Origin of the sequence: uncultured Sneathiella sp. (assembly GCF_963973085.1) — a bacterium.
GTDB lineage: Bacteria > Pseudomonadota > Alphaproteobacteria > Sneathiellales > Sneathiellaceae > Sneathiella.
On sequence record NZ_CAXAXA010000001.1, the window covers coordinates 703,707 to 727,193 of the forward strand.

Below are 23,487 nucleotides of genomic sequence, written 5' to 3' on the forward strand. Positions count from 1 at the left end.
CCCCTATCCGTTCCGGACGACAAATGTGCGCGCCATCTCGGCAACAAGATCGCCCTGCTGATTTGTGGCGCGTGTTTTCACATCAATGAACTCAAGCGCACCGCCTTTTTTATCGAAAATGTCCGTGATTTCAGATCTGAAAGTAATCGCATCTCCGGCATAGACATCCTTAAAATATTCAAATGCCTGATTGCCATGAAGAACTTTTCCAAGGTCAACGTTCAGAACTGAAAGAATCCCGAACGGCTCGGGCACTTCCATATCCATCGAGAAAAGGAAGGTCGGCGGGGAGGGCAAGGTCGGCAGGTCCGCTGCTTTCGCCGCATCTTCATCAAAATAGATCGGATTGGTCTCGCCGGTGGCTTTTGCAAAAAACCGGAGGCGGCCCTTCTCAATATCGGCCGTGTGGACGCCGAATTCGCGCCCAATATGGCTGCGATCAATCATTGTTATACTCATTTATAAGAGGTCAGGAGCGCCTCGCCAAAGCAAAACGCCCCCGTAGGAGGAAGGGTTCAGGCAGACTGGTAAAGTGTAACTACGCAGGCGCCCCCAAGTCCAAGATTATGCTGCAGCGCGTTTCTCGCGCCCTCGACCTGCCGGTTACCGAGATTGCCGCGCAGCTGGTTCACCAGCTCGAAACATTGCGCAAGACCCGTTGCACCGAGCGGATGACCCTTGGAGAGCAGCCCACCGGACGGATTGGTGACAACCTTACCACCATAGGTATTGTCGCCATCCCAGATAAATTTCTCGGCTTCACCCTCGCGAGCCAGACCGAGCCCCTCATAGGTAATCAGCTCGTTTGCGGTAAAACAGTCATGAAGCTCCACCACATCAATATCATCCGGACCGACGCCACTCATTTCATACACCTTATTGGCGGCTGCGGCGGTCATGTCATATCCAACAACCCGCATCATGTCATTGTCGCCAAAGGTCGAGGCAAAATCCGATGTCATGGCCTGTCCGGCGATAACAACATCGGCGTTTATCCCATGCTTTTTGGCAAATTCTTCCGTGCAGACGATTGCCGCACCTGCGCCACATGTCGGCGGGCAGCATTGCAGCCGCGTCAAGAAGCCTGCAACCACAGGCGATTCCATGACATCCTTAACGGAAATTTCTTTCCGAAAAATCGCTTTTTCGTTGTGAACGGCATGGGTGCTCGCCTTGGCGCGGATTTTCGCGAAGGTTTCGTTCTTCGTGCCATATTTCTTCTGATGTTCGATACCTGCGCCACCGAACATTTTAAGCGCCATCGGCGAGGTAAAATCCTGCGTGAGTTCGTCCGTCAGCTTGTTGAACCTGCCGAGCGGGCTTGGTCGGTCTGTCCAGTGCTCCGCAAGCGCGCCGGGGGTCATTTGCTCGAACCCGACGGCCAGGGCACAATCCACTGCACCGGATTCAACGGCCTGACGCGCCAGGAATAGCGCGGAGGAACCTGTTGAACAGTTGTTGTTGACATTGACAACCGGAATGCCCGTCATGCCGACTTCATACAGAACGCGCTGTCCGCAGGTGCTATCGCCATAGACATAGCCGGCATAGGCCTGCTGAATCTTGTCATAGTCAATTCCCGCATCCTTAAGCGCCATGTTGATCGCTTTCCCGCCCATGACAGTGTAGTCTTCGTTCTGACCTGGCTTAACAAATGGCGTCATCCCGACGCCCGCAACAACTACTTTCTTGCTCATGATTTTTTCTTTCCTGAAAGTTTAAGAATAGCTCTAATTGACGTTTCTTTCCGCGTTCCCCCAATAGGGCGCACGCAAATCCTTCTTGAGCACCTTGCCCGCCGCCGACAGAGGCATAGGCTCGGTGCGGAATTCTACACTGCGCGGGCATTTGTATCCCGCGATCAGCTTGTGACAATGCTTTATGATATCGTCTTGCGTGGCCGTTTTCCCGGGCCGGAGGATGACAATCGCATGAACACTTTCGCCCCATTTCTCATTCGGGATGCCGATTGTCGCACATTCGGCAACGGCGGGATGCTGCGTGACAGCCTGCTCCACCTCCGCAGAGAAAACATTTTCACCGCCAGAGACAATCATGTCTTTCAGCCGGTCCGCGATATAAAGGAACCCCTCCTCGTCAAGATAACCGCCATCGCCGGTATAGACCCAGCCGTCCTTGAGAGACTCCGCCGTTTGCTCCGGCTTGTTCCAATAGCCCAGCATGGTGATCGGACCTTTAACCGCGATATGCCCCACGGTACCGGTTGGCACCTCATCCCCGTCCTCATCGACAACTTTCAATTCGCAGGTGCTGACGGCCTTGCCGCAGGACCGAAGCCGTCCGGCATTCGGCCCTTCCAGCGTGTGATATTCAGGTGCAAGGATTGTCGCCACAGGGCTCAACTCGGTCTGCCCATATGCCTGGACAAACTTTGTCTGCGGCAGTTTGCTCATGGCCTCAACAAGCACGGCCTCGCTGATCGCGGAGGCGCCATACATGATCGTCTCGAGGGACGACGTGTCATATTTGTCGAAATCCGGATCCTGCACCAGCATTTGAATCATGGTGGGAACCAGTAGGACATGCGTCGGCCCGTGGTCCTGCAAAGCCTGCAGCATGGCCGCGGGAGAGAAGCTCGGAATCATGATATGGGTGCCACCGGCAAAGGTCGCAGCCAGCGACCCTGCGCCATCGGCAAGGTGGAACATTGGCGCCGCATGCAGATACCGGGCGCCATCCTGCATGCAGAACTCCCGGCAGTTCGACAGGTTACTGATGTAAAGGCTCCGGTGGGAGAGCATGACACCTTTTGGAAACCCGGTCGTGCCGCCGGTGTAATAGATACCCGCGAGATCTTCCCCGCCCCGACCCGCATCCTCAGCCGGGTCCGCCGCCTCAATAATGTCACTGTAATTTAACATGCCCTCGGGCGTTTCTCCTTCGCCGGAGAAAATCAGGGTTTTCAGGCAGCTCGATTTCTCCTGTATCGCTGGGATGATACCGGCAAAATTTTCGTCCACCAACATGATCTCCGTGCCGGAGTCATCAATCGAATAGGCATTTTCCGCCGGTGACCAACGCAGGTTCATCGGGACAATAACCCCGCCGCCCCAGAGGACACCGAAGACATATTCAAGATAGCGGTCTGAATTGAGCGCCAGCATGGCGACCCGGTCCCCGGGCTTCATTCCGACTTTCTGAAGCGCGCCTGCCAGCTTCGCCGTGCGCTTTACAAACTCTGACCAGCTATGCTGCCGGTTCTTGTAGATCGTCGCCATTGCTTTCGGGTTCGCCTGGGCCGCCCGTCTTATCGTGGAGGTTAACTGCATGATTTTATCTCCCATTAAAATCTTTACCGGGCCGCCGATCGATCCTGTTTATAGCCTTACTCAAGGCGCATTTATCAATTTTTTTCAATGTAACCCACTAGTGGGTTACATGTCAATATAAATGGTCTATACTGATCAGACTTTAAGGCTTGCCCTTCGGGGCATGGTTGTTTAGGGGATAACTGATAACGGTGAAGAGATAAGGCAGGAACGATGGTTTGGACTGACGTGACTTTGAACAGGGATGATCCGCGAGAGCAGAAACGCATGGCGGTTTTGCGCACCGGGGCACGTCTCTTCAACGCCCGCGGATTTGACCGGACGTCGCTTGACGATATTGCCTCCGAGTTGAATGTCTCCAAGCGGACGCTTTATTATTACGTCAAAAATAAAGATGACATCCTGTTCGAATGCAGTCGGCTCGCACTCGAATTCATGCAGGAAGCCACGGATAATAGCAAGAACCTGGATATGCCACCCCTGGATCGGCTCGCCATCGTCATGCGAAGCTATATGGATTTGCTCTCCAACGAGTTTGGCGCCTGCCTTGTCCTGTCGAAGGATCGGGTACTGTCCAACGACAGCCAGAAAATACTCCACAGCGGGCGGCGCGCGCTTGATCAGACCGTCCGCGAACTGATCGAGCAGGGAGTTGCAGACGGAACCATCGCGCCCTGTGAACCAAAACTTGCCACTGCGGCCCTTTTCGGGGCGTTCAACTGGGTCCCGCACTGGAATATTGAGGGGGACCGCGACGCCTATGCGGATATCGCCGATAATTTCCTCACCATTTTCCTGGAAGGTCTACGCGCGCGCAACTAACGGAGGTGTTGTCAGAGGAGAATGGCTTGAGCCGTGTTGAGGCTGGATTTACGGTCGGCACATGAAAAATCCATTTCTCTATTTTAAGACTTCACCTGATATCATTCGTCTAGCGGTGATGATGTATGTTCGGTATCCGCTTTCATTGCGCCAGGTTGAAGACCTCCTGTATGAGCGGGGTATCGACGTCAGCTATGAAACAGTCCGGGCATGGTGGAACAGGTCCGGGCCAGTGTTTGCGGCAGAAATCAGAAAAGCCCGCTCCGTTTCCTTCTATAATTCATCTCAGTGGAGATGGCATCTGGATGAAGTTTTCGTGCGGATCATTGGCGAGATCCATTATCTTTGGAGAGCCGTTGATCACGAAGGTGAAGTTCTAGAGGCCTTTGTCACCAAGAGACGGGATCGCAAGGCTGCCCTGAAGTTCTTGAAGAAAACCATGAAGAAGTATGGCAACCCGAAAGCGATGGTAACGGATAAACTGCGCTCATATCGAGCGGCAATGGAAGATATAGGCAGCGCGGATCGCCAGGAAACCGGACAATGGTTGAATAATCGGGCCGAAAACTCGCACCAACCGTTCCGGCGACGAGAGCGAGCAATGATAAAATTTCGAAGCACAAAGTCTTTACAGAAATTTGCCTCTATTCACTCTTTCAATCCACAACCATTTCAATCACGAGCGCCATCTCCATAGCCGCGAAAATTTTGAGTTGAAACGTGAAGCGGCTCTTATGGAGTGGCGTCAGGTTGCCACATAAGGATCGTCATCTTGCCTCTTTACTTCGCCTAACAATTTTCCTCGGACAACACCTTTTTGACACGCTGCTACTTTCCTTTGACAATGCCATTACACAATCTTATTTTTCAAATCTGTTACTTCATATAGGAAGTTTCAAACGCTGTTGCCTCAAACGAGGCGGACGGGCCGCATGAAGAAGAGCCCGAAGGCTGGGCCCAGAGCCAGAAGGCCGATTAAGACCGGCCAACTGTGGACATCGGCGATCTGAGGCGCCACCTGGGTTGTAACTGTTGTCATCAGGAAACCGAGAGAAGCCTGGAAGGTCATCAGACTTCCAGCTAATTCGGGCGGGGCGAAATCAGCTACGAGTGCGGAGAACTGTGGCGAATCCGGTACTACCGCCGCACCCCAGACAATCAATAGGATAAATGTTAGCCAGACCGGTCCGCCGAAAGTAAGTGCGGTCAGGACGCATGCGGACCCGCTGACCGCGAGAGCAGTTGCAGCCACGCGTCCCTTGCCCACGCGGTCAGCGATGAACCCGGACAGAACGCAGGCTGGGGCCGCCGCGAGGATACACAGGAAGGCGGATAGCTTTCCCAAACTCACAGCCGCGCCAGGTTCAAGGCTGGCGGAATACGACACGGAGGCGAACACTCCGACCCAGGCCCAGAAGGCGATGAACTCCCACATATGGCCGAGATAGCCGAGGACGGCGGCACGAATCCGCCGATCGGTCCAGATCAGCGCTATGGCGCGGGTCCGGAACGCAGCGGCCCTAGCGTGATGCGGGCCAAGTGCGGACAGGAGAATCGCGCCGCCGCCTAAGGCGGTAACCGCTGAGCCGAACATAATGGCCAACCGCCAGTCGGCACCCCCGAACCAGGCCAGCAGATATGGCACCGCCTGACCAGCCACTAAAGCGGCCACCAGACTGCCCATGAGCGCGCCGCGCCGACGGATAGTCCATCCGACTGCGATTTTCATTGACACGGGCCATGTCCCTGCCATCAGAACCCCGGAGGCGAAGCGTATCGCAATCGCCGTGGGCCCACCAATTGGCAAGGAAAGCAAAAGAAGGTTTAGCAGAGCGATGGCGAAGGTGCAGCAGGCGAACAAATAGCGTGGGTCTACACGGTCCGGCAGGCCGAGGAGCGCGAAGCCGAGTGCGCCGATACCAAACCCTGCTGGAACGACGCTGGATAGCCACGCGAGTTCAGTTTCAGTAAGTCCCGACTCGGCTGCCATGTCAGGGACGATGGCTGCCGCCATGAACCACAGGGACATCCCCGAGAGCGTAGCGACGAAAAGAAAGACCATACTTAAAGTCTGACGGTTCATACGAGCCCTCCCCAGCGTAGTCTAAACACAGGCTCCACCAAAAACAAATCGATTCAATGCCGCGTCTGCGTTGTTAACTTTCTGCTCGCAAAGGACTCCGATAATCTGCTCCTCAGTGAACCTGTTACCCTTCATGCCCACTTTCTCTGATCGGCATTGTCAGAGGAAATTAGGTTGAGCAATAGGGGCATTGGATTTACGGTCAGCCGATGAAAAATCCATTCCGTTATTTTAAGACTTCACCTGAAATCATCCGTCTGGCAGTCATGATGTATGTTCGATATCCATTGTCACTGCGTCAAGTCGAAGACCTCCTGCATGAGCGGGGTATTGACGTGAGCTACGAAACAGTTCGGGCCAGTGTTTGCGGCAGAAATCAGAAAAGCCCGCTCCGTTTCCTTCCATAACTCACTTCAGTGGAGATGGCATCTGGATGAAGTTTTCGTGCGGATCAATGGTGAAACTCATTACCTAAGGAGAGTTGTCGATCACGAAGGAGAAATTCTTAAGGCCTTTGTCACCAAGAGACGGGATCGCAAGGCGGCGCTTAAGATCTTGAAGAAAGCCATGAAGAAATACGGCAATCCGAAAGTCATTGTGACGGATAAACTTCGCTCATACGGCGCTGCAATGAAAGTGATAGGCAACAAGGCCCATCAAGAGACCAAGCGATGGCTCAATAACAGGGCTAAAAACTCACATCAACCATTCCGACGTAGGGAGCGAGCGATGATCAAATTTCGAAGCGCTAAATCATTACAGAAATTCGTCTCAATTCACTCGTCAGTCCATAATCATTTCAATCAAGAACGCCATCTCCAAAGTCGCCAAAACTTCGAGTTCAAACGTGAAGCGTCCCTTGCCGAATGGCGCCAGCTTGCCGCTTAACCAACGACGCCTCACCTTTTTTCATTGCCTACCGACTTTCCTTTGACAATGCCGGCATCAGGGGAAGCAGGATCAGTGAAGGAAATCGCCAGGTGCGAAAAGGTCTTTGATACTGAGATAACCCTGGTCCTTCCCCTCGCCTTTCTGGCGCCCTCCATCATTGAGGATATTCTCTACGGCCGTCAGCCGGAGACGTTGAATGTCAAATCCCTCAAAAGAATAAATCCGCTCCCGACCGACTGGAATGAGCAGCGAAAACGGCTCGGTTTCCATCAATAGCGCATCGTAATATCCCATGAACTGGACCCTGAAACAGGGCGGCAGAGACGAATGGGGAAATCTACAGAATGTGGCTACTATAGAGTGTCTCTGCCATCACCGGATAACCCCGAAGCCCCCGGTTCTGCGGGGTTCAGGGGCGAACCTGGACTGGATCCAGGTTCGCCTCAGTGTTAGTGGTGGTGGAAGCAGACTTGAGCGAACCCGTCTCCGTCATTTTCCCTGTTTAACAGTGAAAAAACAGGGATTCTTGGCCATTTTCGGCTGATTTTAACCTGGAACAGGCCGTAACTACCTATTTTTATTAAGTTTTTATGCATTTTCTCTAATAAAAATAACAGGGAAAATTATTAAAAGAGCAGGGAAGTAAATATCGAAAACAGGGAAACTATCATCGTTTCTAGCCTCCCGCGTTAAATTGGATACTGCCGGAGTAAAGTAACTTAAGGTTTTCTGAAGCCAGATCGCTTTCGGAAACGAATATGTAATCTTTTGGCGTTAGAAATATAGTTTGTTGCTAATAAAAAGAGTGTTATATGCCGGAAAATGAAGATTTAATATGGGATGACGGGGAATGGGTTAGCTGGGAAGATATCAGCAACCAGATCCAATACAAGGAATGGCGTGTTAAATATCCAGATGCAGATCTTTCACTGGTTCCAATTTTCGAGTCATTGCTATCTATCGCCGAGGAATACCATCAACTCACCAACAAGCATCTCCAGGTGTTTGGCGATATAGGTGAACTATTTGGTGCAATTTCACTTGGATTAAAGCTTCACCGGAACTATGCCCAAGGCTCAGACGCGCGTTTGGGAAACGATTTTGTCGAAGTAAAAACAATCACCCCATTCAAAAAGTATGACACGGTTGAGATTAATCTAGCAGGCAATTTCAATAAGCTTTTTATTGTGAAGATCAATAGGGATTATGAGGTAAGCAGCCTTTTCGTGGATAGAAAAAACTTACCGGGCAAAGGCTCGAGAAAATTACGCCTTCAGTGGGATCAGTTGAAAAGCATGGTCTGATTTTCCCGGAATATTGAGAGGGAACTTCACGGTTAGTGGAATAGTCCCAAGTGATATATTGAAATAGCGAAACGAATTTTTCATCGGCAGCGCGTAAGTCTTAAATTACCTTTGCTCAAGCCACTTTCCTCTGAAAATGCCGTCTGTTTTGTCATTCACAGAAGATAGGCAACGACGGATTGGGCAACAAGCAATTTTCTTCTGACAATTCCTGAAATCCTGCTACGTTTGCCAAATAACGCTGCTGAATATATGAAAAGACTGCGTAACATGACGACAGAAAAAAGGCCGCTTTACTTCAGTTCTGCTTTAGGCTCGGGCGATCCATCGGCTGTCGAGACGATGATGAACAACGTCTCGCGCCGGGCGGCGTTTGAGGCAATGGTGGAGGCGTATCGCCGCTGGGGTTGGTTAGCCGCGGACCTGGACCCGCTCTCTTTGACCCCGAACCTAAAACCGGTTCACCTTACCCCGGGTGATTATGGATTTCTACCCGCGGATGCACAGCACCTGCAACTATCTTATTGCGGAAAAATCGGATGGGAAATTGGTCACATCCAGAACACTGAACGGCGCGACTGGCTGTCACGACAGGCCGAAGCAGAGGCAGAACCCGTCAATATTCAACAGTCCATTGATCTGATCGCGCAGGCTGAACTGTTCGAGGCAACATGCGGCAAACGGATGCCGGCCGCCAAGACCTTTGGACTTGCAGGTACGGAAGGATATTTGGTGTTAACGGCTGAAGTTCTGCGCTCCGCTCAGAGTTCTGGAATAAACGATGTATTCATTGGAGGCATGCATCGCGGACGTTTGACCCAAATGGCACTCCTGTTTGGAAAGCCACTGGCGCAGGTTATCGCCGACGCGCAAGGCGTGCCCGAATTTCCGGACGACTATGGTGCTTCTTCGGATAGCCCTTATCATCTCGGATGGCAGGGTCGCTCGCCAATGGGACCGCAGATATGGATTGCGCCGCATCCCTCGCACCTTTCCATCGTTGGGCCGGTTGCCCTTGGCAGGGCGAGAGCCGCCAGGGACGCCGGTCATGAGGTAATGCCGATCGCTTTGCATACAGATGCTGCCTTTGCCGGGCAGGGTGTGAATGGTGAAATGCTCCAACTCTCTGAACTGCCTGCCTTCAAAGTGGGAGGTACAGTGCATCTGATTCTGAACAACCAGATTGGCTTCACAACTGACATGGACGACGCGCGCACTTCGCGCAGCTGCGCGGATTACGCCAAGCTGGTTGAAGCTCCTATCCTGCATGTAAACGGTGAAGACCCGGAAGCGCTGTGCCGGGCTGCGAAAGCTGCCGTCGCCTATCGAAACCGTTTCAAGGCTGATGTGGTGGTGGACTGTATCGGCTACCGTCGGCGCGGCCATAACGAAATTGATGAACCCAGGTCCACCCAACCTCACATGTATCGACGCATCGACGAAATGACGCCACTGTCGCAAAGACTGGCCAAGGCCTACGGGCTGGAAACGGACCTGACCGAATTTGGATCGGAACTCGACATAGCATTTTCTCTTGCAAGGAACTGGCGCCCTAATGAGCCCGCCGCTCCCATAGGATTGAGGAAAGATATCACAGAACGTATGCTGACCCCGATCAAAACGGGCCTGTCCGCCAGCCTGCTTATCGATCTTGGAATGCGGCTTACAAAGCTGCCAGAAGGTATCAGGCCGCATCCAAAGATTGAACAATTTCTGACCCGACGTCGAAGCGCGCTTAAAAACGACACCGGCATCGATTGGGCCACTGCCGAGGCTTTGGCAATCGCCTCTCTTGCTGCTGAGGGCTGCGCGGTCCGTTTTGGCGGACAAGACACGGTGCGCGGCGCGTTTTCCCAACGGAATATGAATATCCACTGCAATGAGAGTGAAGAGGTTCATTTCGTTTTCGACGGCATTGGCACCCAACCGCAGATTCACAACACACCTCTGATCGAAACCGCGGTGCTTGGTTTTGAGTACGGTTACAGCACCGGCAAAACAGCCGGCCTCACGATTTGGGAAGCACAGTTTGGGGATTTCCTGAACGTTTGCCAGCCGATCTTTGATCAATTCATCATTTGTGGTGAAGACCGCTGGCTACTGGAAAGCAATTTGGTCATGCTGCTCCCGCACGGAATTGACGGGGGTGGCCCGGATCACGCGACGGCCCATCCAGAGCGGCTACTGATGGCTTGCGCACGCGGCAATATTCAGGTCATCAACCCTTCGACTCCTGCAAATTTCTTTCATGCGCTGCGGCGACAGGTGCTGGCCGACTGGCGCAAACCCTTGGTTGTACTCGCTCCGAAAGCCCTGCTCCGCCATCCCGCGGCCAAGTCTGCCCTGTCAGAGTTCTCCGCGGAATTTGTACCCGTCATTCATCGCAAAGGTGACGTCAAACGTGTCGTCATGTCCACCGGCAAACTTGCGGTTCTGCTTGAAGCCGAGGACAGTGATGTCACGTTGCTGCGGCTCGAACAGTTCTATCCTTTCCCCGCAGCAGCGCTTCAAACGATACTTGCGCGTTACCCGGACGCTGACCTGGTCTGGGCCCAGGAAGAGCCCGAAAATATGGGATATTTCCACTGGCTTTCCCCACGGCTTGAGAAGATTTCAGGACGCCCGTGGCGTTTGGTGACCCGACCGGAAAACCCTGCAGCGGCGTCAGGTCCCAAAAGTTGGGATGACCGTCATTTGAAGGACGTGATCAACACAGCGCTTTTCAGCGATAGACCCTTTGATGAGCATAGTTACATTAATGTTGTGACGAAGAAATCACCTGTAACCTGACAATGATTGCTGTTGCACGAATGCTAATTTCGGTGCTGTCAGACCAATGCGAAGTATTTTCTGTTTGGCGTAAATTGCCAATAAGGCACCACTATTATGCCGCACCAATTTGTCGCCACTTGGCTAGTGCGGCATTTCTTTGAAGCTTGAATTGAGACGAATTTCTGCTCATGATTTTCTTGAGGAACTTCAACGCAGCATTACGATCTCGCCGCCTGGAAACAAAGTCTTCCAGAACTTCTCCTTCGTGATTGACGGCACGCCACAGGTAATGTGTTTCACCATTGATCTTTACGAAGACTTCGTCCAGATGCCAACACCAGTTGGAATAATTCTGGGAAGGGAAAATACGTTTCTTCCGGATCTCATTGGCGAACAATGGCCCAAATCTGTTCCACCAATAGCGGACTGTTTCATGACAGATATCGATACCTCGTTCATGAAGAAGGACTTCGACATTGCGAAATGAAAGGGGAAACCTGACGTACATCATCACGGCCAAGTGGATGATCTCAGGTGAGGTTTTGAAATACCGGAAGGGGTTCTGTTTTGTCATGCTCGGAGGCTAGTCAACGAGCAAATACCCATCAAGCAGTTTTCTTCTGACAAAGCCGGCGGCACTGCTCGGTGTTGTCACATTAACTTCGTGGAAAAGGATCTGGCGTTGAATTAGTCTTCTTCGATGCAATATCTCTCTTATTCCCCGCACCGATTTCCATCTCATATCATTCAGTATGCCGTTTGGCTTTATGCTCGATTTACGTTGAGCTATCGGGATATCGAAGATCTGTTAGCGGAACGAGACCTGGATATTTCTTACGAAACCGTTCGAAGATGGTCTCTGAAGATTGGCGAACCAATTGCCAGAAATCTGAGGTCCAGCCGCCCTACTCCCAACGATATTTGGCATCTGGATGAAATGGTCATCGTCATCCGAGGAAAACGTCATTTTCTGTGGCGCGCTGTTGATAGCGAAGGAGAAGTCCTGGATTTTCTTGTGCAACCGAAACGAAATGCCAAGGCAGCCTTAAAGCTAATGCGGAAGCTATTGAAAAAGCGGGGCTATGCGCCTACTCAGATAGTAACGGATAAACTGAAATCGTATCGCAAGGCATTTCGAACCCTGGGCTTGAACGCCGAGCATACTGACAACAAACGATCGAACGGAAAACTCGCACCTTCCTGTTCAGCGAAGAGAGCGAAAAATGCAGCGGTTCAAGTCTCCTGGATCTGCTCAAAGTTTTCTCAACGTTCACTCGGCGACTTACAACAGCTTCTACCTTCAACGTCACCTAATAAACCGATCTCATCTCAAGCAATGTCGCGCTGAAGCATTTGGTATTTGGACGGCTGCAAGCAAAGCTGCCTAAATATATCCACTGAGGTTTCTCTGCGCCTATAGCAAATTAATGTGACAATGCCTGCAAACCCACAGTGCCTCAGATCAGAAAACTCTTGCATTTCAGGAGGCGTCCATAGATGACAATGCCGAATGGCGTCAACTCGCTACCTGAAACTTCGACAAATCATTTTTCAGCGCTTAGCCAATTTAGGCATCATAAACACGTTGATCATCAATGACTTTGCCATCATTTGGCAGAGATCCCGGCACAACCACTTCCACGGCAACAGTCAATTTCAAAATGGCCGATATACTTTCCCGCTGCCCGGAAAGAGTCCCCTTTTCCGATTCCAGCAGCACCGATACTTCATCCTTTTCTCCCTGACGGGTGACAACGACCCGCGCCTTTTTAACCTCCGGATGACGTTCCACGAGTTCCGCCACTTGCTCCGGCCGGACGAACATGCCCTTGATTTTGGTCGCCTGATCCGCCCGTCCCATCCATCCTTTTATCCGCATATTTGTGCGCCCGCAGGGGCTCTGTCCGGGTAAGACCGCCGACATATCCCCGGTCGCAAAGCGAACGAGCGGATAATCCCGGTTCAGGCAGGTAACGACAATCTCGCCAACCTGGCCCGCCTCAACGGGATTTCCGGTGCCGGGTGTCACAATTTCCACAATAACATGTTCATCCACAATCATGCCGTCCTGAGCATCGGTTTCATAGGCAACATTCCCGAGATCCGCCGTCGCATAATTTTGCAGACACAGAATTCCGCGGTCGGCATATTCCTGGCGTAGCGAGGCAAACAGGGCGCCGCCGCCGACAACAGCGCGTTTAAAGTGCAGCATAACGCCCAGTTCATCCGCCCGGTCCAGGATGATCTTTAGATAATCCGGCGTCCCCGCATAGGCCGTACATTTCACATCTTTTGCCGCGCGCACCTGTAAATCCGTCTGCCCCGTACCGGCAGGCAAAACCATGGCTCCAATCGCCTGAGCCGCGCTGTCGAACATCATGCCGGCGGGGGTCAGATGATAGGAAAAGCAGTTTTGCACAATATCGCCTGCGCCAATCCCGGCGGCATGCAAAAACCGGCCGAGGCGCCCCCAATCACGACTGGCTCTGCCCGGCTCGTAAATCGGTCCAGGTGATTGAAACACATGGGTAGAGTTGGAAACCAGCATACCCCCAAAAGGCGGCGTCTGCGTCTGCCTGCTGCTCAAGCCGGACTTGCGAAAGACCGGCAATTTAGGTAGGTCCTCTATGGTCTGAACCTGGTCGGCTCTATCCAGGTCCGCCTCCCGGCCTTGCAGCGTGGCAAGTATCTCACGTAAAGCCCGAGATTGAGCCGCAACGCGCTCATCGACACTACGAATTTCCAGTTCATCATAAAAAATCATGATTTCATCCTCAAATTAACCAGCGCCTGTGGCGCCAACAACCGCCTCTTCACAAAAGCAGCAGAAGGGCATGCCTGCACCATGCCCTCCTGCACCTCATCGCGTCCAAATTCACCGGAAGAATGACCCCGGCAAAACCGATAGAATTACTCGGTTTTAAAAGACTTGGAGCTTTCCTTGACGACTTCCCAAACGATGTCGTTATAGGCACCGATCCAGTCTGTCTGCGGCACCCACTTTTCACCATCCCACATTTCAATGCGGGTCTTGCCGCCGCCGCCATGATCGTCCTCGGTCACGGTAACCGGAGCAAATAGACCGTTGGCATCATAATTCTTGATACTTTCCAGGCCGTCTTTCATCGCCGCCGCCGTCAGGGGTTCGCCGCTTTTTTCAACGGCCAGACGAGCCGCTTCAAAAGCAACAGAGTAAATGGCAAGGCCGGTATTATAATACACGTCCTGTAAACTTTTGATGTCCCCGTTACCCTTGCCCTTATCATACAGTTCGGCAATGATTTCCTTGATGATCGGAATATCCTGACCACCCGCGACGTTCGTGCCACGCTTCAGGCCTTTGGCTTCTGCCGGACCGATATTCGCAATATCGGTTTCATTGAGCCAGTTGACGGAAATATACTTCTCCATGGGAATGCCATTCCGCTTCATTTCACGGGAGGCAACCACATGCATTTTCGACAGGGACCAGCTGATGATCGCATCGGGCTGGAAACGACGAACCTGCGTCCAGGCGGACGACTGATCACTGCCCGGCAGCGGATAAGGGAATAGGCCGAGTTCAAAACCTTCTTTTTCGGCGAGGGTTTTCAGGATTTCAATCGGTTCCTGACCAAAGGGATAATCGACATAAACAAACGCGACCTTGACGCCCTCCAATGAGCCATTATTCTGCTGACGAATATATTCGATATCGTTGGCAGCCTGCCCCCAATAAGTCGGGCCAACCGGGAAAACCTGGCTGAAAACGCTACCGTCGATGGCGTCACCGCGTCCGACGAGGGACTGAAGAAGAATATTCTTGTCACTCATGATGCGTGGCAGCACGGCAATGGATACGGGAGTCGAAAGCATGTCAAAAACGAACACGCCTTCGCGCTTCAGCTTTTCATAGCATTCAATGCCCCGTTGCGGTTCATTGCCATGATCCTGCACGACCAGTTCAATCGGGTGACCGCCAATGCCGCCCTTCATATTGGTCAGTTCGGCGAGATCCCGGGCAGCCTGGATGATCTGCGGGCTGACGAACGTGTAAGATTTACTGATATCATAGCACATGCCGAATTTAATCGGGTCGGCGGTCTGCGCCATGGACGTGGACGAGGAAAGTGCCGCAATCCCCAAGACAGCCCCTGCCGCCAATCCCTTTGCATATTTTCTTATCGAAACCATTATATCCTCCATTGATTTAACTGGACAGGCGCGAGTGATCAGGTCAACCAGCGCTTGCGTCTTCTGTAATGCTTGATGTCATGAAAATTCTTTGCTTCACCTCCTCCCAGGTAAAACTCCTGAATATCTGAGTTGGCCTTTAATGCCGCCGCCGTATCATGCATCACCACCCGACCGTTCTCGATCAAGTAGCCATGGCTGACGATTTTAAGCGCCGCGACCGCATTCTGTTCAACCAGCAGAACCGAAAGCCCCTGCTCGCGATTGATTTTCTGAATTATGTCGAAGATTTCGACAACCAGGAACGGCGCCAGACCGAGGCTCGGCTCATCCAGCATCAGCAGACGCGGCTGTGTCATCAGCGCCCGGCCAATAGCGAGCATCTGCTGCTCCCCGCCGGAAAGATAACCTGCTTCCGCAGATTTCCGTTCCGCGAGACGCGGGAAATAACTGTAGATCCGCTCCTTCTCCGACTTGAGCCTCTGCCGCGACATGGATATCGGCGCCGCCGCTTCAAGATTTTCATCCGGCGTCAGATGCTCGAAAACCCGGCGTCCCTCGATCACGTGGCAAATGCCAAGCCCGACCCGGTCCTGGGGCGGGCTATCGCCGATGACCTGGCCATCAAACCTGATTTCGCCGCGGCTGACCTTGCCCCGCTCCGCCTTCAAAAGCCCACTGATGGCTTTCAACGTCGTGCTCTTTCCGGCGCCGTTGGCACCCAGCAGCGCGACCATCCCGCCATTCGGAACTTCCAGTGACACACCCTTGATCGCCAGCAGAACGGAATCATAGAGAACCTCAATGCTGTTGAGGGTCAGGATCGGATCCTTGGCGGCTTCTGTCTCGTTAGTGCTGTTCATGGCAGATCCTATTTTTTCATCTGGTCAAACGGCCAGACCAGGAAATAATCACGGATATTGTTATAAATCTTGCCCAGCCCCAGCGGTTCGACCATCAGGAAGATGATGATCAGCGCGCCATAAACCGCCGTCGGGATATGAGCGAGGGTTTCCGGATTGAGCTGTAGCCCCAGATAATCGGCGAAGGCCGAAAACAGGCTGTTGGTAATTCCCGGCATCAGCAGAATAAGGGCAACACCGAAATAGCTGCCGATAATGCTGGCAAGACCACCGACGATGACCATCGCCAGAACCTGAATGGAAACATTAACCGAAAACTGTTCCGGCGTCGCCAGAAAGAAAAAGGTGGCGACCAGCAGGGCGCCGCTTATCCCGGCAATGAAGGACGACGTCGCGAATGCGACAATCTTATAATAGAAGCTGTTGACCCCCAGAATGGCGGCTGCGTAATCCTTTTCACGAACGGCAACCAGCGCCCGCCCGAGACCGGTCCGGCGCATATTGAGAATGAAAATCGTCACGATCACGCACCAGCCGAAGGCGACATAATAAAGCCCTGCATCAGACGTGATCGGCTGGCCTAGCAGCTTGAAGGTCGGCGATTGCAGGGAGGCATGGGACCCGCCCGTGACCGCCGGTACGTGCGAGAGAACCCAGTCCATGACGAATTGCATGGCGAGCGTCGTCAGCGCAAGATAGAGCCCCTTCACCCGCATAGCTGCAAAGGAGAAAACCGTGCCGATGGCCGCGGCGGAAACCCCAGCAATCAGCAAGGCAAATTCCCAGGGAACACCGAAGCGGGCGGCATGAACAGCGGAATAGGCCCCCACCGCCATGATGGCGGCATAGCCGAGATGAAGCTGCCCCGCCCAGCCTGTCACCAGATTGAGACCCAGCGCCGCTGCGGTCCAAATCAGCCAGGGCAGCACATAGCTGTTCAGATAAAGACTGTCGACGACCAACGGTGCAACAATGCCCAGAAGAACCAGAAACCAGATCAGATTCCGGTCCGTCGGGATCGGGAAAAGCTTGCTGTCAGAAACATAACTGCGATGCCGAATACCGGCCTGACGATAAAACATGCCTTAAACCCTCTCGATATCGTGACGGCCAAACAGACCGTGTGGCCGCACCATGACAGTGAGAATCAGAACAATTGCAACCACCAGATCGCGGCTGCCGCCGCCCACCAGAGGATCGAGATAGGCCGCGCCGACATTTTCGAGAATGCCGAGAAGGATTCCGGCGAGAACCGCGCCGAATATGCTGTCCAGCCCGCCGAGAACGGCCACGGTCAATCCTTTCAGCAGCAGTAGTGACAAGGACTGGTCAACGCTCTGAATCTCGCCCCAGATGACGCCGGTGATCACGGCAACGACAGAGGCAAGCGCCCAGGAGAGCCCGACCCCGCGTTCCACCGAAATACCGACTGACCATGAGGCCATGTAATCGTCCGAAATTGCACGCAGGCGAATGCCGAGACGGCTGCGGAAGAAGAAGACAATCGCGATGAAAAGAGCGACCGACACTCCCGCGCCAATCATATGAATACGGCTGAGCAGCAACGGCCCCGCGAAGAAGGGATCGTAGCTGACCCCCAGATCCATCGGCCGCGAGGTCCCGCCCCAGAAAGCCATTGTCGTGCCGCGGATAAAGATATCGAGGCCCAGTGTCATCATCAGGATCATCACGATCGGGCGGCCCGCCAGACGACGCAACGCCACCTTCTCGATCCCGAGACCGACAAAGAACATGATGATGATTGAGATCGGAATGGCGACCCAAAGCGGCAGGCCAAGGCTCAGCGAGAAGGCCAGCACGATATAGGCGCCGAGCATGGTCAGCGCCCCTTGCGCCAGATTCGGCACCGAGGAGGATTTGTACACCAGCACAAGCCCGATCGCGAACAATGAGTATAAAAGACCTGTCAGCGCGCCATTGACTGAAAGCTCAGCCAGAAAAATCCAGTCCATTCAAACCTCCCATACAAGCAATGTACGTTCCACACTGCTCGTCTCCCCTGTTTCATAAGTCACAATCGCCGTCATATGCACCTCGCTCGACCCGTCATACAGCGCGGTGATCACCGGCGCATAGCGTTCCTCGACGACCTTGCGGCGGAGTTTGCGCGTGCGGGTAATCTCGCCGTCGTCCGGATCGAATTCCTTGTGGAGACTGACAAACCGGTACAGCTTCAATGTCTCCGGAAGGGCAGCATTTACGCGGATAAACGCCTCCTTCAATATTGCCGCCACTTCCTTGCGCTGCGACAGATCCGCATAAGACACATAGGGCACCCCGTTGACTTCCGCCCAGTGGCCGACCGCTTCAAAATCAATACAGACCATGGCCACCAGCTCATCCCGGTTTGCACCGACAACCGCGGCATCGCGGATATAGGGGCTGAATTTCAGGCGGTTCTCGATATAGTTCGGCACGAACCGTTCTCCGGCCGCCGTGCGCACCACTTCCGAAACACGACCCAGCACAACCAGATGACCGTCTTCCTCAAGATAACCAGCGTCTCCCGAATGCAGCCAGCCGTCCTTGATGGCCTCGGCTGTGGCTGCCGGATTATTGAAATAACCGGCAAATACGCTGCTGGCCTTGATCAGGATTTCTCCGTCATCCGCAATATTGATTGTCACACCGGGCAGCGGGCGGCCTACCGTATGAAGCTGCACCTCATCCGCAGACTGAATGGCGTTAAAGGCGCTGTTTTCCGTCTGGCCATAAAGCTGGCGCAGCTTGATGCCGAGGGCGCGGTAGAAGACGAAGGTATCCTCGCCCATCGCCTCGCCGCCGGTAAAGGCATGAACGACACGGTTGAGACCGAACTGATCCTTGATCGGACCGAAGACGGTCCATTCCCCCAGTCGCCGCCACAGCCATTCGAAACTGCCCGCATTCTTTCTTTCAAGCTTGCGCCGTTCCGCCGCCACCGCCTTGTTCATGAAGAAATGATAGAGCCATTGTTTCAACCTGGTGGAGTTTTCAATGCCGACCTGGATGGTGGTCAGAATATTGTCCCAGCTTCTCGGCGCGGCTAGATAATAGGTCGGCGCGATCTCGCGCAAATCCCGCAGCACCGTCTCCTGCCGTTCCGGCACATTTACCGTAAAGCGGTAGGTGATGGCCGCCGCGACGGTCAGGGCATAATCGCCGACCCAGGCCATCGGCAGATAGGCGAGAATTTCCTCCTTCTCGCCGTAACTGCCGCCTTCACGGGCGCTCCATGCTGCGGAGATGACGTTGCGTTGGCTGAGGACAATCCCTTTCGGGTTACCTGTCGTGCCGGAGGAATGCAGGAAAACCGCCGGATCGTCCGGTGTCGACTGATGGATCAAGCGGTCCCGCAAATCCGGGTTCTGTGCAAGATTTTCCTCTCCCTTTTGCAAAAGCTCGGTCCAGGACAGCAGGCCCGGCGCCTGATAGTCATTCAGGCCCCGCTCCTCGTCATAGATGACATAGGGAATGTCGCAACCGGCGGCGCGCAGCTCCATCACCTTGTCGACATGCTCCTGATCTTCGGCCAGCGCAGCCGCCATGGGCGCTTCGTCGGCGAAATGCTTCAATTCCGCCAGTGTCGCCCCTGAATAGGTCGGCATGGCAAAGCCCCGCACCATGGCCGCCGCTGTCAGCCCGCCGTAAAGCCGGATCCGGTTGTCACCAAGCACCAGCATTGCGCGGCCTTCGCCAACACCGAGAGCGTCAAGACCGGCGGCGCATTTGATTACTTCCTCGGCATACTCGGCCCAGGTCATTTCCTGCCAGATGCCGCGATCCTTCTCGCGCATGGCAATTTCTGCTCCATGCTCGGTGGCGTTCCGCATCAGCAATTGCGACAGGGTTTTCCCGGCAAGCGGAGTCTGGTCCAGCGACGCAACGGGCGATGTCGATATGTTATTCCCCATGACCATCTCCAATATAGGCAGTGATCACCTTGGGATCCTTGATAACGTCCTTCGGGATGCCGCTGGCAATCATCTCGCCGTAGTTCAGGGCAAGCATCCGGTCACAAATCCCGACGATTACATCCATATGATGCTCGATCAGCAAAACACTCACTCCCCGTTCTACGCGTGCATCGAGAATGAACCGCGCCATATATTCTTTTTCCTCCTGATTCATGCCCGCCATCGGCTCGTCGAGAATCAGCAGATCCGGCTCCGCGACAAGGGCGCGTGCCAGCTCGACCCGCTTTTTAAGCCCGATCGGAATGCCGTCCACTAGTTCATGACGGATGCTTTCGAGTTGCAGGAATTCGATCATTTCCTCGACAATCTCGCGATTGACCATCTCATCAGGCCGCGCCAGCCACCAGTATAAAGCCGTGCGAAATACGCCGGAACGCATATGGATATGACGACCGAGCAGAATATTGTCGAGAACACTCATCCCGTTGAACAGGGCAAGGTTCTGAAACGTCCGCGCAACGCCGAGACGGGCAACCTTGTGCGGCGACGTCCCGGTGATATCCTTGCCATTCAGCGTTATGCTGCCTGTATTGGGCGGATAAAAGCCGGTGATGGCGTTCGTCAAGGTTGTCTTGCCGCTTCCGTTCGGGCCGACCAGACCGAAGATTTCACCCCGTTGTATATCAAGATCAACGCCGGACACCGCAACCAGACCGCCGAAACGACGCTCGACTGATCGGCATTCAAGCAACGGCTCACGCTCCCTGTTAGAACTCATATTACTTATTTTCCCCGTCAAAAGTCATATCCGTTCCTCCCTTTTCCCGGTTATTCCTGCGACTGTCGTGCGCGCGGATTATCGGGCTCAAAATACTCCGGACGGCCTGTCGGCCAAGGGTCTCCCCACATCTGCTGCCCCCCGTCGACCGTCAGGACCTCCCCGGTAATAAACTTGCCGGACGGCGCCGACATATAGACCACGGCCTCCGCAATGTCCCATTCATCACCGGCACGCCGCATCGGGTTGGAATCCTTGAACGTCGCCGATCCTTCGGGCGGGTAGTTGGCAAAGCCCGTGCTCTCACAGCAGCCGGGAGCAACACAGTTCACGCGAATGTCGTAAGGCGCCCATTCAACGGCGACCGATTTGGACAGATAGGTCACCCCGGCGCGCGCCGCGCCGGTATGAGCAATCCCCGGCATGCCGCGCCAGATATCGGCGGTGATATTAACAATGGCACCGGGCCGTTTCTGTTCAACCCATTTGCGGGCCGCCGCCTGCATCATCCACCAGGTGCCATTCAGATTGGTGTCAATCACAGCGTTCCAGCCTTTGGGGGTATAATCAAGGGCGGCCTGCGGGAACTGGCCACCAGCGTTGTTGACCAGAATATCCAGCTGTCCGAACCGGGCATGAATATCGTCAATGAAGCCGTTAACTTGCTCCGTATCACGGATATTGAGTTGAGCAATCATAACTTGGCCGCCGAAACTTTCGAGAAACGTCGCCGCAGCCTCCAGTTTTTCCGCGTTGCGGCCGCAGATGGCGAGATCGGCGCCCAGGCGCGCGAACAAGGCCGCAATTGCACGGCCAAGACCACTGCCCGCCCCAGACACGACAACTACCTGCCCGGCAAACAGATTAGACTTGAATACAGTCGGGTTTTCCCTAAGTTGAGTTTCGGAAAATCCGAAACTACGAACAGACACCTCTCCCATTTTCCCCCTTTTCAGACGATGTTCTCCCGCCTTTTATAAAAACTAACACCTGTTAGAATTCTCTTCAAGCTATATTTTCTATTGTCAGAAGAAAATGAAATCCCGGTCTTGTTTTTAAGTGCTGCGGCCGATTTGCCATGATGAATTTCCCGGGTTTCCCTGTACCGCCCCTAAGCCAATGTCATGTCTTGGAAAAAATAATGACAACATTTTATCCGCCGGAACCGCGATCCGCGTCATGACGAACGATACCATCCAGCAACAACGTCTGCAACATCACAATCATCTTTTGAAGTGTATAAAACCCAGCCCTCTCGCCTTCTGCCGGATCAAACCACTCGACCGTCCAGTTCAGGGCACCCAGCATGACCTGGCGGAGCGGCACAATCTCTATATCTGGACGGATTTTACCGGCCTCCCTTGCCATATTGAGGCTTTTATCCCAGACCCGCGAATAATCGTGACGAATAGGCCGGTGCCGGGCGCGTATTTTTTCCGGTAGATGGCCATATATGCGGAGGTTCGCAGAACTGAATTCGCTGCGGGCAAAAAGAAACATCATATGAGTCCGGATAGCTGCGGCGATCCGACCGCGGTGATCGGGAAAGTGCGTTTCATCGGCCAGCACCTTGGCAACGCCCTCGAATAAATCCCGAAGACCACGGTCGAGAACCTCATCCAGAATTTCGCTCTTCGAACTGAAGTGATAATAAATGCCGCCCGCTTCCATACCTGCCGCATCGGCAATATGACGCACTGTCGATGCTTTAAAACCGCGGTTGCGCATCACCTTTGCTGCGGAAGAGAGGATGTGAGAGCGAGTTTGTACCGCTTTTGATCCTTCCGGCATCAGCAAATTAACCTGATCACCCTCGGGAAATATTTTCTCGACAACCGGCTTTCCCGGTTCGGTCAGCATGCCGTCGAGAATCAACTCCGTCGCCTTGTTGGAGAAAATTTCTATGGAATAACGATTGGCATCAAACCACTCAACCGTCCAGTTGAGCGCACCAATTACAAACTGCCGAAGCGGAACAATCTTGATATCGGACCGGATACTGCCTGCCGCCAGCGCTTTTCCCAGGGCATCGTCCCACTCATCGGCATAGGCGCGGCGCAACGGCCGGTGACGTTCGCGCATCGCGGTCGGCAACATCGAGAAATTCCGGATGTTTGAGGATGTGAAATCGCTGGCCTGAAGCAGATAGGTCAAGTGGGTATGGACCATCGCCGCGAAGATTTCCCTAAACCCCTCTCCCTGCGCTTCGCATGCCGCCCGTGTTTCTTTTACCGCCTCGAAAACCTGTCGCAGCCCCAAGTCCAGCACTTCGTCCAGAATCTCATCCTTGGAATTGAAATGATAGTAGATGCTGCCCGCCTCGATACCCGCCGCGGCGGCAATCTTGCGCAGGGTCGATGCCGTATATCCCTGATCGCGAAACAGGCGTGCGGCGGCGGCGAGGATGAGGGAGCGGGTCTGCTCGGACTTGCTCACCAACGCCTTTAGAGGTTCGGAAATAAGTGGTTTCGAACTCATGGGTTTCTTATTTCTTCTAGACAACACAAAGAAAAATGCGATAAATCTAACAATCATTCGATTTTACACTTAATTGAAAGAGAAAATCAAATTAACACTCATAAATAATCATTAAT

At 53.5% G+C, this 23,487-nt stretch carries 20 protein-coding genes and 1 pseudogene; 7 read left to right on the top strand and 14 right to left on the bottom strand.

Annotation, left to right across the window (positions count from 1 at the left end):
- Nucleotides 1-3 precede the first annotated feature (3 nt).
- The 3 genes from AACZ19_RS03310 to AACZ19_RS03320 form a co-directional block, all read right to left on the bottom strand.
- Nucleotides 4-447, bottom strand: coding sequence for a MaoC family dehydratase N-terminal domain-containing protein (locus AACZ19_RS03310; protein ID WP_339631105.1), 444 nt, complete (start codon nucleotides 445-447; stop codon nucleotides 4-6).
- A 68-nt stretch (nucleotides 448-515) separates the two neighbouring features.
- Nucleotides 516-1,697, bottom strand: a complete 1,182-nt coding sequence (locus AACZ19_RS03315) for a lipid-transfer protein (RefSeq protein WP_339631107.1) — start codon at nucleotides 1,695-1,697, stop codon at nucleotides 516-518.
- 33 nt (nucleotides 1,698-1,730) lie between these two features.
- Complete coding sequence (locus tag AACZ19_RS03320) at nucleotides 1,731-3,290, bottom strand: long-chain fatty acid--CoA ligase (RefSeq protein ID WP_339631109.1); 1,560 nt, start codon at nucleotides 3,288-3,290, stop codon at nucleotides 1,731-1,733.
- Between the two features lie 213 nt (nucleotides 3,291-3,503).
- Between AACZ19_RS03320 and AACZ19_RS03325 the strand changes: the two genes are divergently transcribed.
- Both AACZ19_RS03325 and AACZ19_RS03330 read left to right on the top strand, forming a co-directional pair.
- Complete coding sequence (locus tag AACZ19_RS03325; RefSeq protein WP_339631111.1) at nucleotides 3,504-4,112, top strand: TetR/AcrR family transcriptional regulator; 609 nt, start codon at nucleotides 3,504-3,506, stop codon at nucleotides 4,110-4,112.
- 61 nt (nucleotides 4,113-4,173) lie between these two features.
- On the top strand, nucleotides 4,174-4,809 hold the full coding sequence (locus AACZ19_RS03330; protein ID WP_339631113.1) for an IS6 family transposase: 636 nt from the start codon (nucleotides 4,174-4,176) through the stop codon (nucleotides 4,807-4,809).
- Nucleotides 4,810-5,022: 213 nt separating this feature from the next.
- Here AACZ19_RS03330 and AACZ19_RS03335 read toward each other — a convergent pair whose 3' ends face one another.
- On the bottom strand, nucleotides 5,023-6,195 hold the full coding sequence (locus AACZ19_RS03335; protein WP_339631115.1) for an MFS transporter: 1,173 nt from the start codon (nucleotides 6,193-6,195) through the stop codon (nucleotides 5,023-5,025).
- Nucleotides 6,196-6,555: 360 nt separating this feature from the next.
- Between AACZ19_RS03335 and AACZ19_RS03340 the strand changes: the two genes are divergently transcribed.
- The 4 genes from AACZ19_RS03340 (at nucleotide 6,556) to AACZ19_RS03355 (ending at nucleotide 11,180) form a co-directional block, all read left to right on the top strand.
- Nucleotides 6,556-7,083 (top strand): DDE-type integrase/transposase/recombinase, encoded by a 528-nt coding sequence (locus AACZ19_RS03340; RefSeq protein ID WP_339631117.1) that lies wholly within the window; start codon nucleotides 6,556-6,558, stop codon nucleotides 7,081-7,083.
- A gap of 75 nt (nucleotides 7,084-7,158) precedes the next feature.
- On the top strand, nucleotides 7,159-7,362 hold the full coding sequence (locus AACZ19_RS03345; RefSeq protein WP_339631119.1) for a hypothetical protein: 204 nt from the start codon (nucleotides 7,159-7,161) through the stop codon (nucleotides 7,360-7,362).
- Between the two features lie 536 nt (nucleotides 7,363-7,898).
- Nucleotides 7,899-8,390 carry a hypothetical protein gene (locus AACZ19_RS03350; protein ID WP_339631121.1) on the top strand — a complete coding sequence of 164 codons (492 nt, stop codon included), beginning with the start codon at nucleotides 7,899-7,901 and terminating at the stop codon, nucleotides 8,388-8,390.
- A 270-nt stretch (nucleotides 8,391-8,660) separates the two neighbouring features.
- A complete protein-coding gene (locus tag AACZ19_RS03355; RefSeq protein ID WP_339631123.1) occupies nucleotides 8,661-11,180 on the top strand; it encodes a thiamine pyrophosphate-dependent enzyme in 2,520 nt (839 codons plus the stop codon).
- A 94-nt stretch (nucleotides 11,181-11,274) separates the two neighbouring features.
- Here the strand turns inward: AACZ19_RS03355 and AACZ19_RS03360 are convergent, their stop codons facing one another.
- Nucleotides 11,275-11,736: an IS6 family transposase gene (locus AACZ19_RS03360; protein ID WP_339631125.1), complete on the bottom strand. Its 462-nt coding sequence runs from the start codon at nucleotides 11,734-11,736 to the stop codon at nucleotides 11,275-11,277.
- Nucleotides 11,737-11,862: 126 nt separating this feature from the next.
- Between AACZ19_RS03360 and AACZ19_RS03365 the strand changes: the two are divergent.
- A pseudogene (locus AACZ19_RS03365) lies at nucleotides 11,863-12,550 on the top strand (IS6 family transposase).
- Between the two features lie 179 nt (nucleotides 12,551-12,729).
- Here AACZ19_RS03365 and AACZ19_RS03370 read toward each other — a convergent pair.
- The 9 genes from AACZ19_RS03370 to AACZ19_RS03410 form a co-directional block, all read right to left on the bottom strand.
- The gene (locus AACZ19_RS03370) at nucleotides 12,730-13,926 is read right to left on the bottom strand and encodes a hypothetical protein (RefSeq protein WP_339631127.1); all 1,197 of its coding nucleotides are present in this window, start codon (nucleotides 13,924-13,926) and stop codon (nucleotides 12,730-12,732) included.
- Between the two features lie 146 nt (nucleotides 13,927-14,072).
- A complete protein-coding gene (locus tag AACZ19_RS03375; protein WP_339631129.1) occupies nucleotides 14,073-15,335 on the bottom strand; it encodes an ABC transporter substrate-binding protein in 1,263 nt (420 codons plus the stop codon).
- Nucleotides 15,336-15,373: 38 nt separating this feature from the next.
- On the bottom strand, nucleotides 15,374-16,198 hold the full coding sequence (locus AACZ19_RS03380) for an ABC transporter ATP-binding protein (RefSeq protein WP_339631131.1): 825 nt from the start codon (nucleotides 16,196-16,198) through the stop codon (nucleotides 15,374-15,376).
- Nucleotides 16,199-16,206: 8 nt separating this feature from the next.
- The gene (locus AACZ19_RS03385; RefSeq protein ID WP_339631133.1) at nucleotides 16,207-17,280 is read right to left on the bottom strand and encodes a branched-chain amino acid ABC transporter permease; all 1,074 of its coding nucleotides are present in this window, start codon (nucleotides 17,278-17,280) and stop codon (nucleotides 16,207-16,209) included.
- Between the two features lie 3 nt (nucleotides 17,281-17,283).
- Nucleotides 17,284-18,171 carry a branched-chain amino acid ABC transporter permease gene (locus AACZ19_RS03390; RefSeq protein ID WP_339631135.1) on the bottom strand — a complete coding sequence of 296 codons (888 nt, stop codon included), beginning with the start codon at nucleotides 18,169-18,171 and terminating at the stop codon, nucleotides 17,284-17,286.
- On the bottom strand, nucleotides 18,172-20,112 hold the full coding sequence (locus AACZ19_RS03395) for an AMP-binding protein (protein WP_339631137.1): 1,941 nt from the start codon (nucleotides 20,110-20,112) through the stop codon (nucleotides 18,172-18,174). It lies immediately after the preceding gene.
- Nucleotides 20,102-20,893, bottom strand: a complete 792-nt coding sequence (locus AACZ19_RS03400; RefSeq protein ID WP_339631139.1) for an ABC transporter ATP-binding protein — start codon at nucleotides 20,891-20,893, stop codon at nucleotides 20,102-20,104. The genes AACZ19_RS03395 and AACZ19_RS03400 overlap by 11 nt, the downstream gene beginning before the upstream one ends.
- 50 nt (nucleotides 20,894-20,943) lie before the next feature.
- A complete protein-coding gene (locus AACZ19_RS03405) occupies nucleotides 20,944-21,825 on the bottom strand; it encodes an SDR family oxidoreductase (RefSeq protein WP_339631141.1) in 882 nt (293 codons plus the stop codon).
- A gap of 220 nt (nucleotides 21,826-22,045) precedes the next feature.
- Nucleotides 22,046-23,371: a TetR family transcriptional regulator gene (locus tag AACZ19_RS03410; RefSeq protein ID WP_339631143.1), complete on the bottom strand. Its 1,326-nt coding sequence runs from the start codon at nucleotides 23,369-23,371 to the stop codon at nucleotides 22,046-22,048.
- Between the last annotated feature and the right edge of the window lie 116 nt (nucleotides 23,372-23,487).

What these genes read in the sequence shown, in the direction of transcription:
- AACZ19_RS03380 (WP_339631131.1), bottom strand. Translation starts at nt 16,198, where the DNA reads ATGAACAGCACTAACGAGACAGAAGCCGCCAAGGATCCGATCCTGACC.
- AACZ19_RS03375 (WP_339631129.1), bottom strand. Translation starts at nt 15,335, where the DNA reads ATGGTTTCGATAAGAAAATATGCAAAGGGATTGGCGGCAGGGGCTGTC.
- AACZ19_RS03410 (WP_339631143.1), bottom strand. Translation starts at nt 23,371, where the DNA reads ATGAGTTCGAAACCACTTATTTCCGAACCTCTAAAGGCGTTGGTGAGC.
- AACZ19_RS03355 (WP_339631123.1), top strand. Translation starts at nt 8,661, where the DNA reads ATGACGACAGAAAAAAGGCCGCTTTACTTCAGTTCTGCTTTAGGCTCG.
- AACZ19_RS03310 (WP_339631105.1), bottom strand. Translation starts at nt 447, where the DNA reads ATGATTGATCGCAGCCATATTGGGCGCGAATTCGGCGTCCACACGGCC.
- AACZ19_RS03315 (WP_339631107.1), bottom strand. Translation starts at nt 1,697, where the DNA reads ATGAGCAAGAAAGTAGTTGTTGCGGGCGTCGGGATGACGCCATTTGTT.
- AACZ19_RS03400 (WP_339631139.1), bottom strand. Translation starts at nt 20,893, where the DNA reads ATGAGTTCTAACAGGGAGCGTGAGCCGTTGCTTGAATGCCGATCAGTC.
- AACZ19_RS03395 (WP_339631137.1), bottom strand. Translation starts at nt 20,112, where the DNA reads ATGGGGAATAACATATCGACATCGCCCGTTGCGTCGCTGGACCAGACT.
- AACZ19_RS03330 (WP_339631113.1), top strand. Translation starts at nt 4,174, where the DNA reads ATGAAAAATCCATTTCTCTATTTTAAGACTTCACCTGATATCATTCGT.
- AACZ19_RS03325 (WP_339631111.1), top strand. Translation starts at nt 3,504, where the DNA reads ATGGTTTGGACTGACGTGACTTTGAACAGGGATGATCCGCGAGAGCAG.
- AACZ19_RS03360 (WP_339631125.1), bottom strand. Translation starts at nt 11,736, where the DNA reads ATGACAAAACAGAACCCCTTCCGGTATTTCAAAACCTCACCTGAGATC.
- AACZ19_RS03385 (WP_339631133.1), bottom strand. Translation starts at nt 17,280, where the DNA reads ATGTTTTATCGTCAGGCCGGTATTCGGCATCGCAGTTATGTTTCTGAC.
- AACZ19_RS03370 (WP_339631127.1), bottom strand. Translation starts at nt 13,926, where the DNA reads ATGATTTTTTATGATGAACTGGAAATTCGTAGTGTCGATGAGCGCGTT.
- AACZ19_RS03335 (WP_339631115.1), bottom strand. Translation starts at nt 6,195, where the DNA reads ATGAACCGTCAGACTTTAAGTATGGTCTTTCTTTTCGTCGCTACGCTC.
- AACZ19_RS03350 (WP_339631121.1), top strand. Translation starts at nt 7,899, where the DNA reads ATGCCGGAAAATGAAGATTTAATATGGGATGACGGGGAATGGGTTAGC.
- AACZ19_RS03390 (WP_339631135.1), bottom strand. Translation starts at nt 18,171, where the DNA reads ATGGACTGGATTTTTCTGGCTGAGCTTTCAGTCAATGGCGCGCTGACA.
- AACZ19_RS03320 (WP_339631109.1), bottom strand. Translation starts at nt 3,290, where the DNA reads ATGCAGTTAACCTCCACGATAAGACGGGCGGCCCAGGCGAACCCGAAA.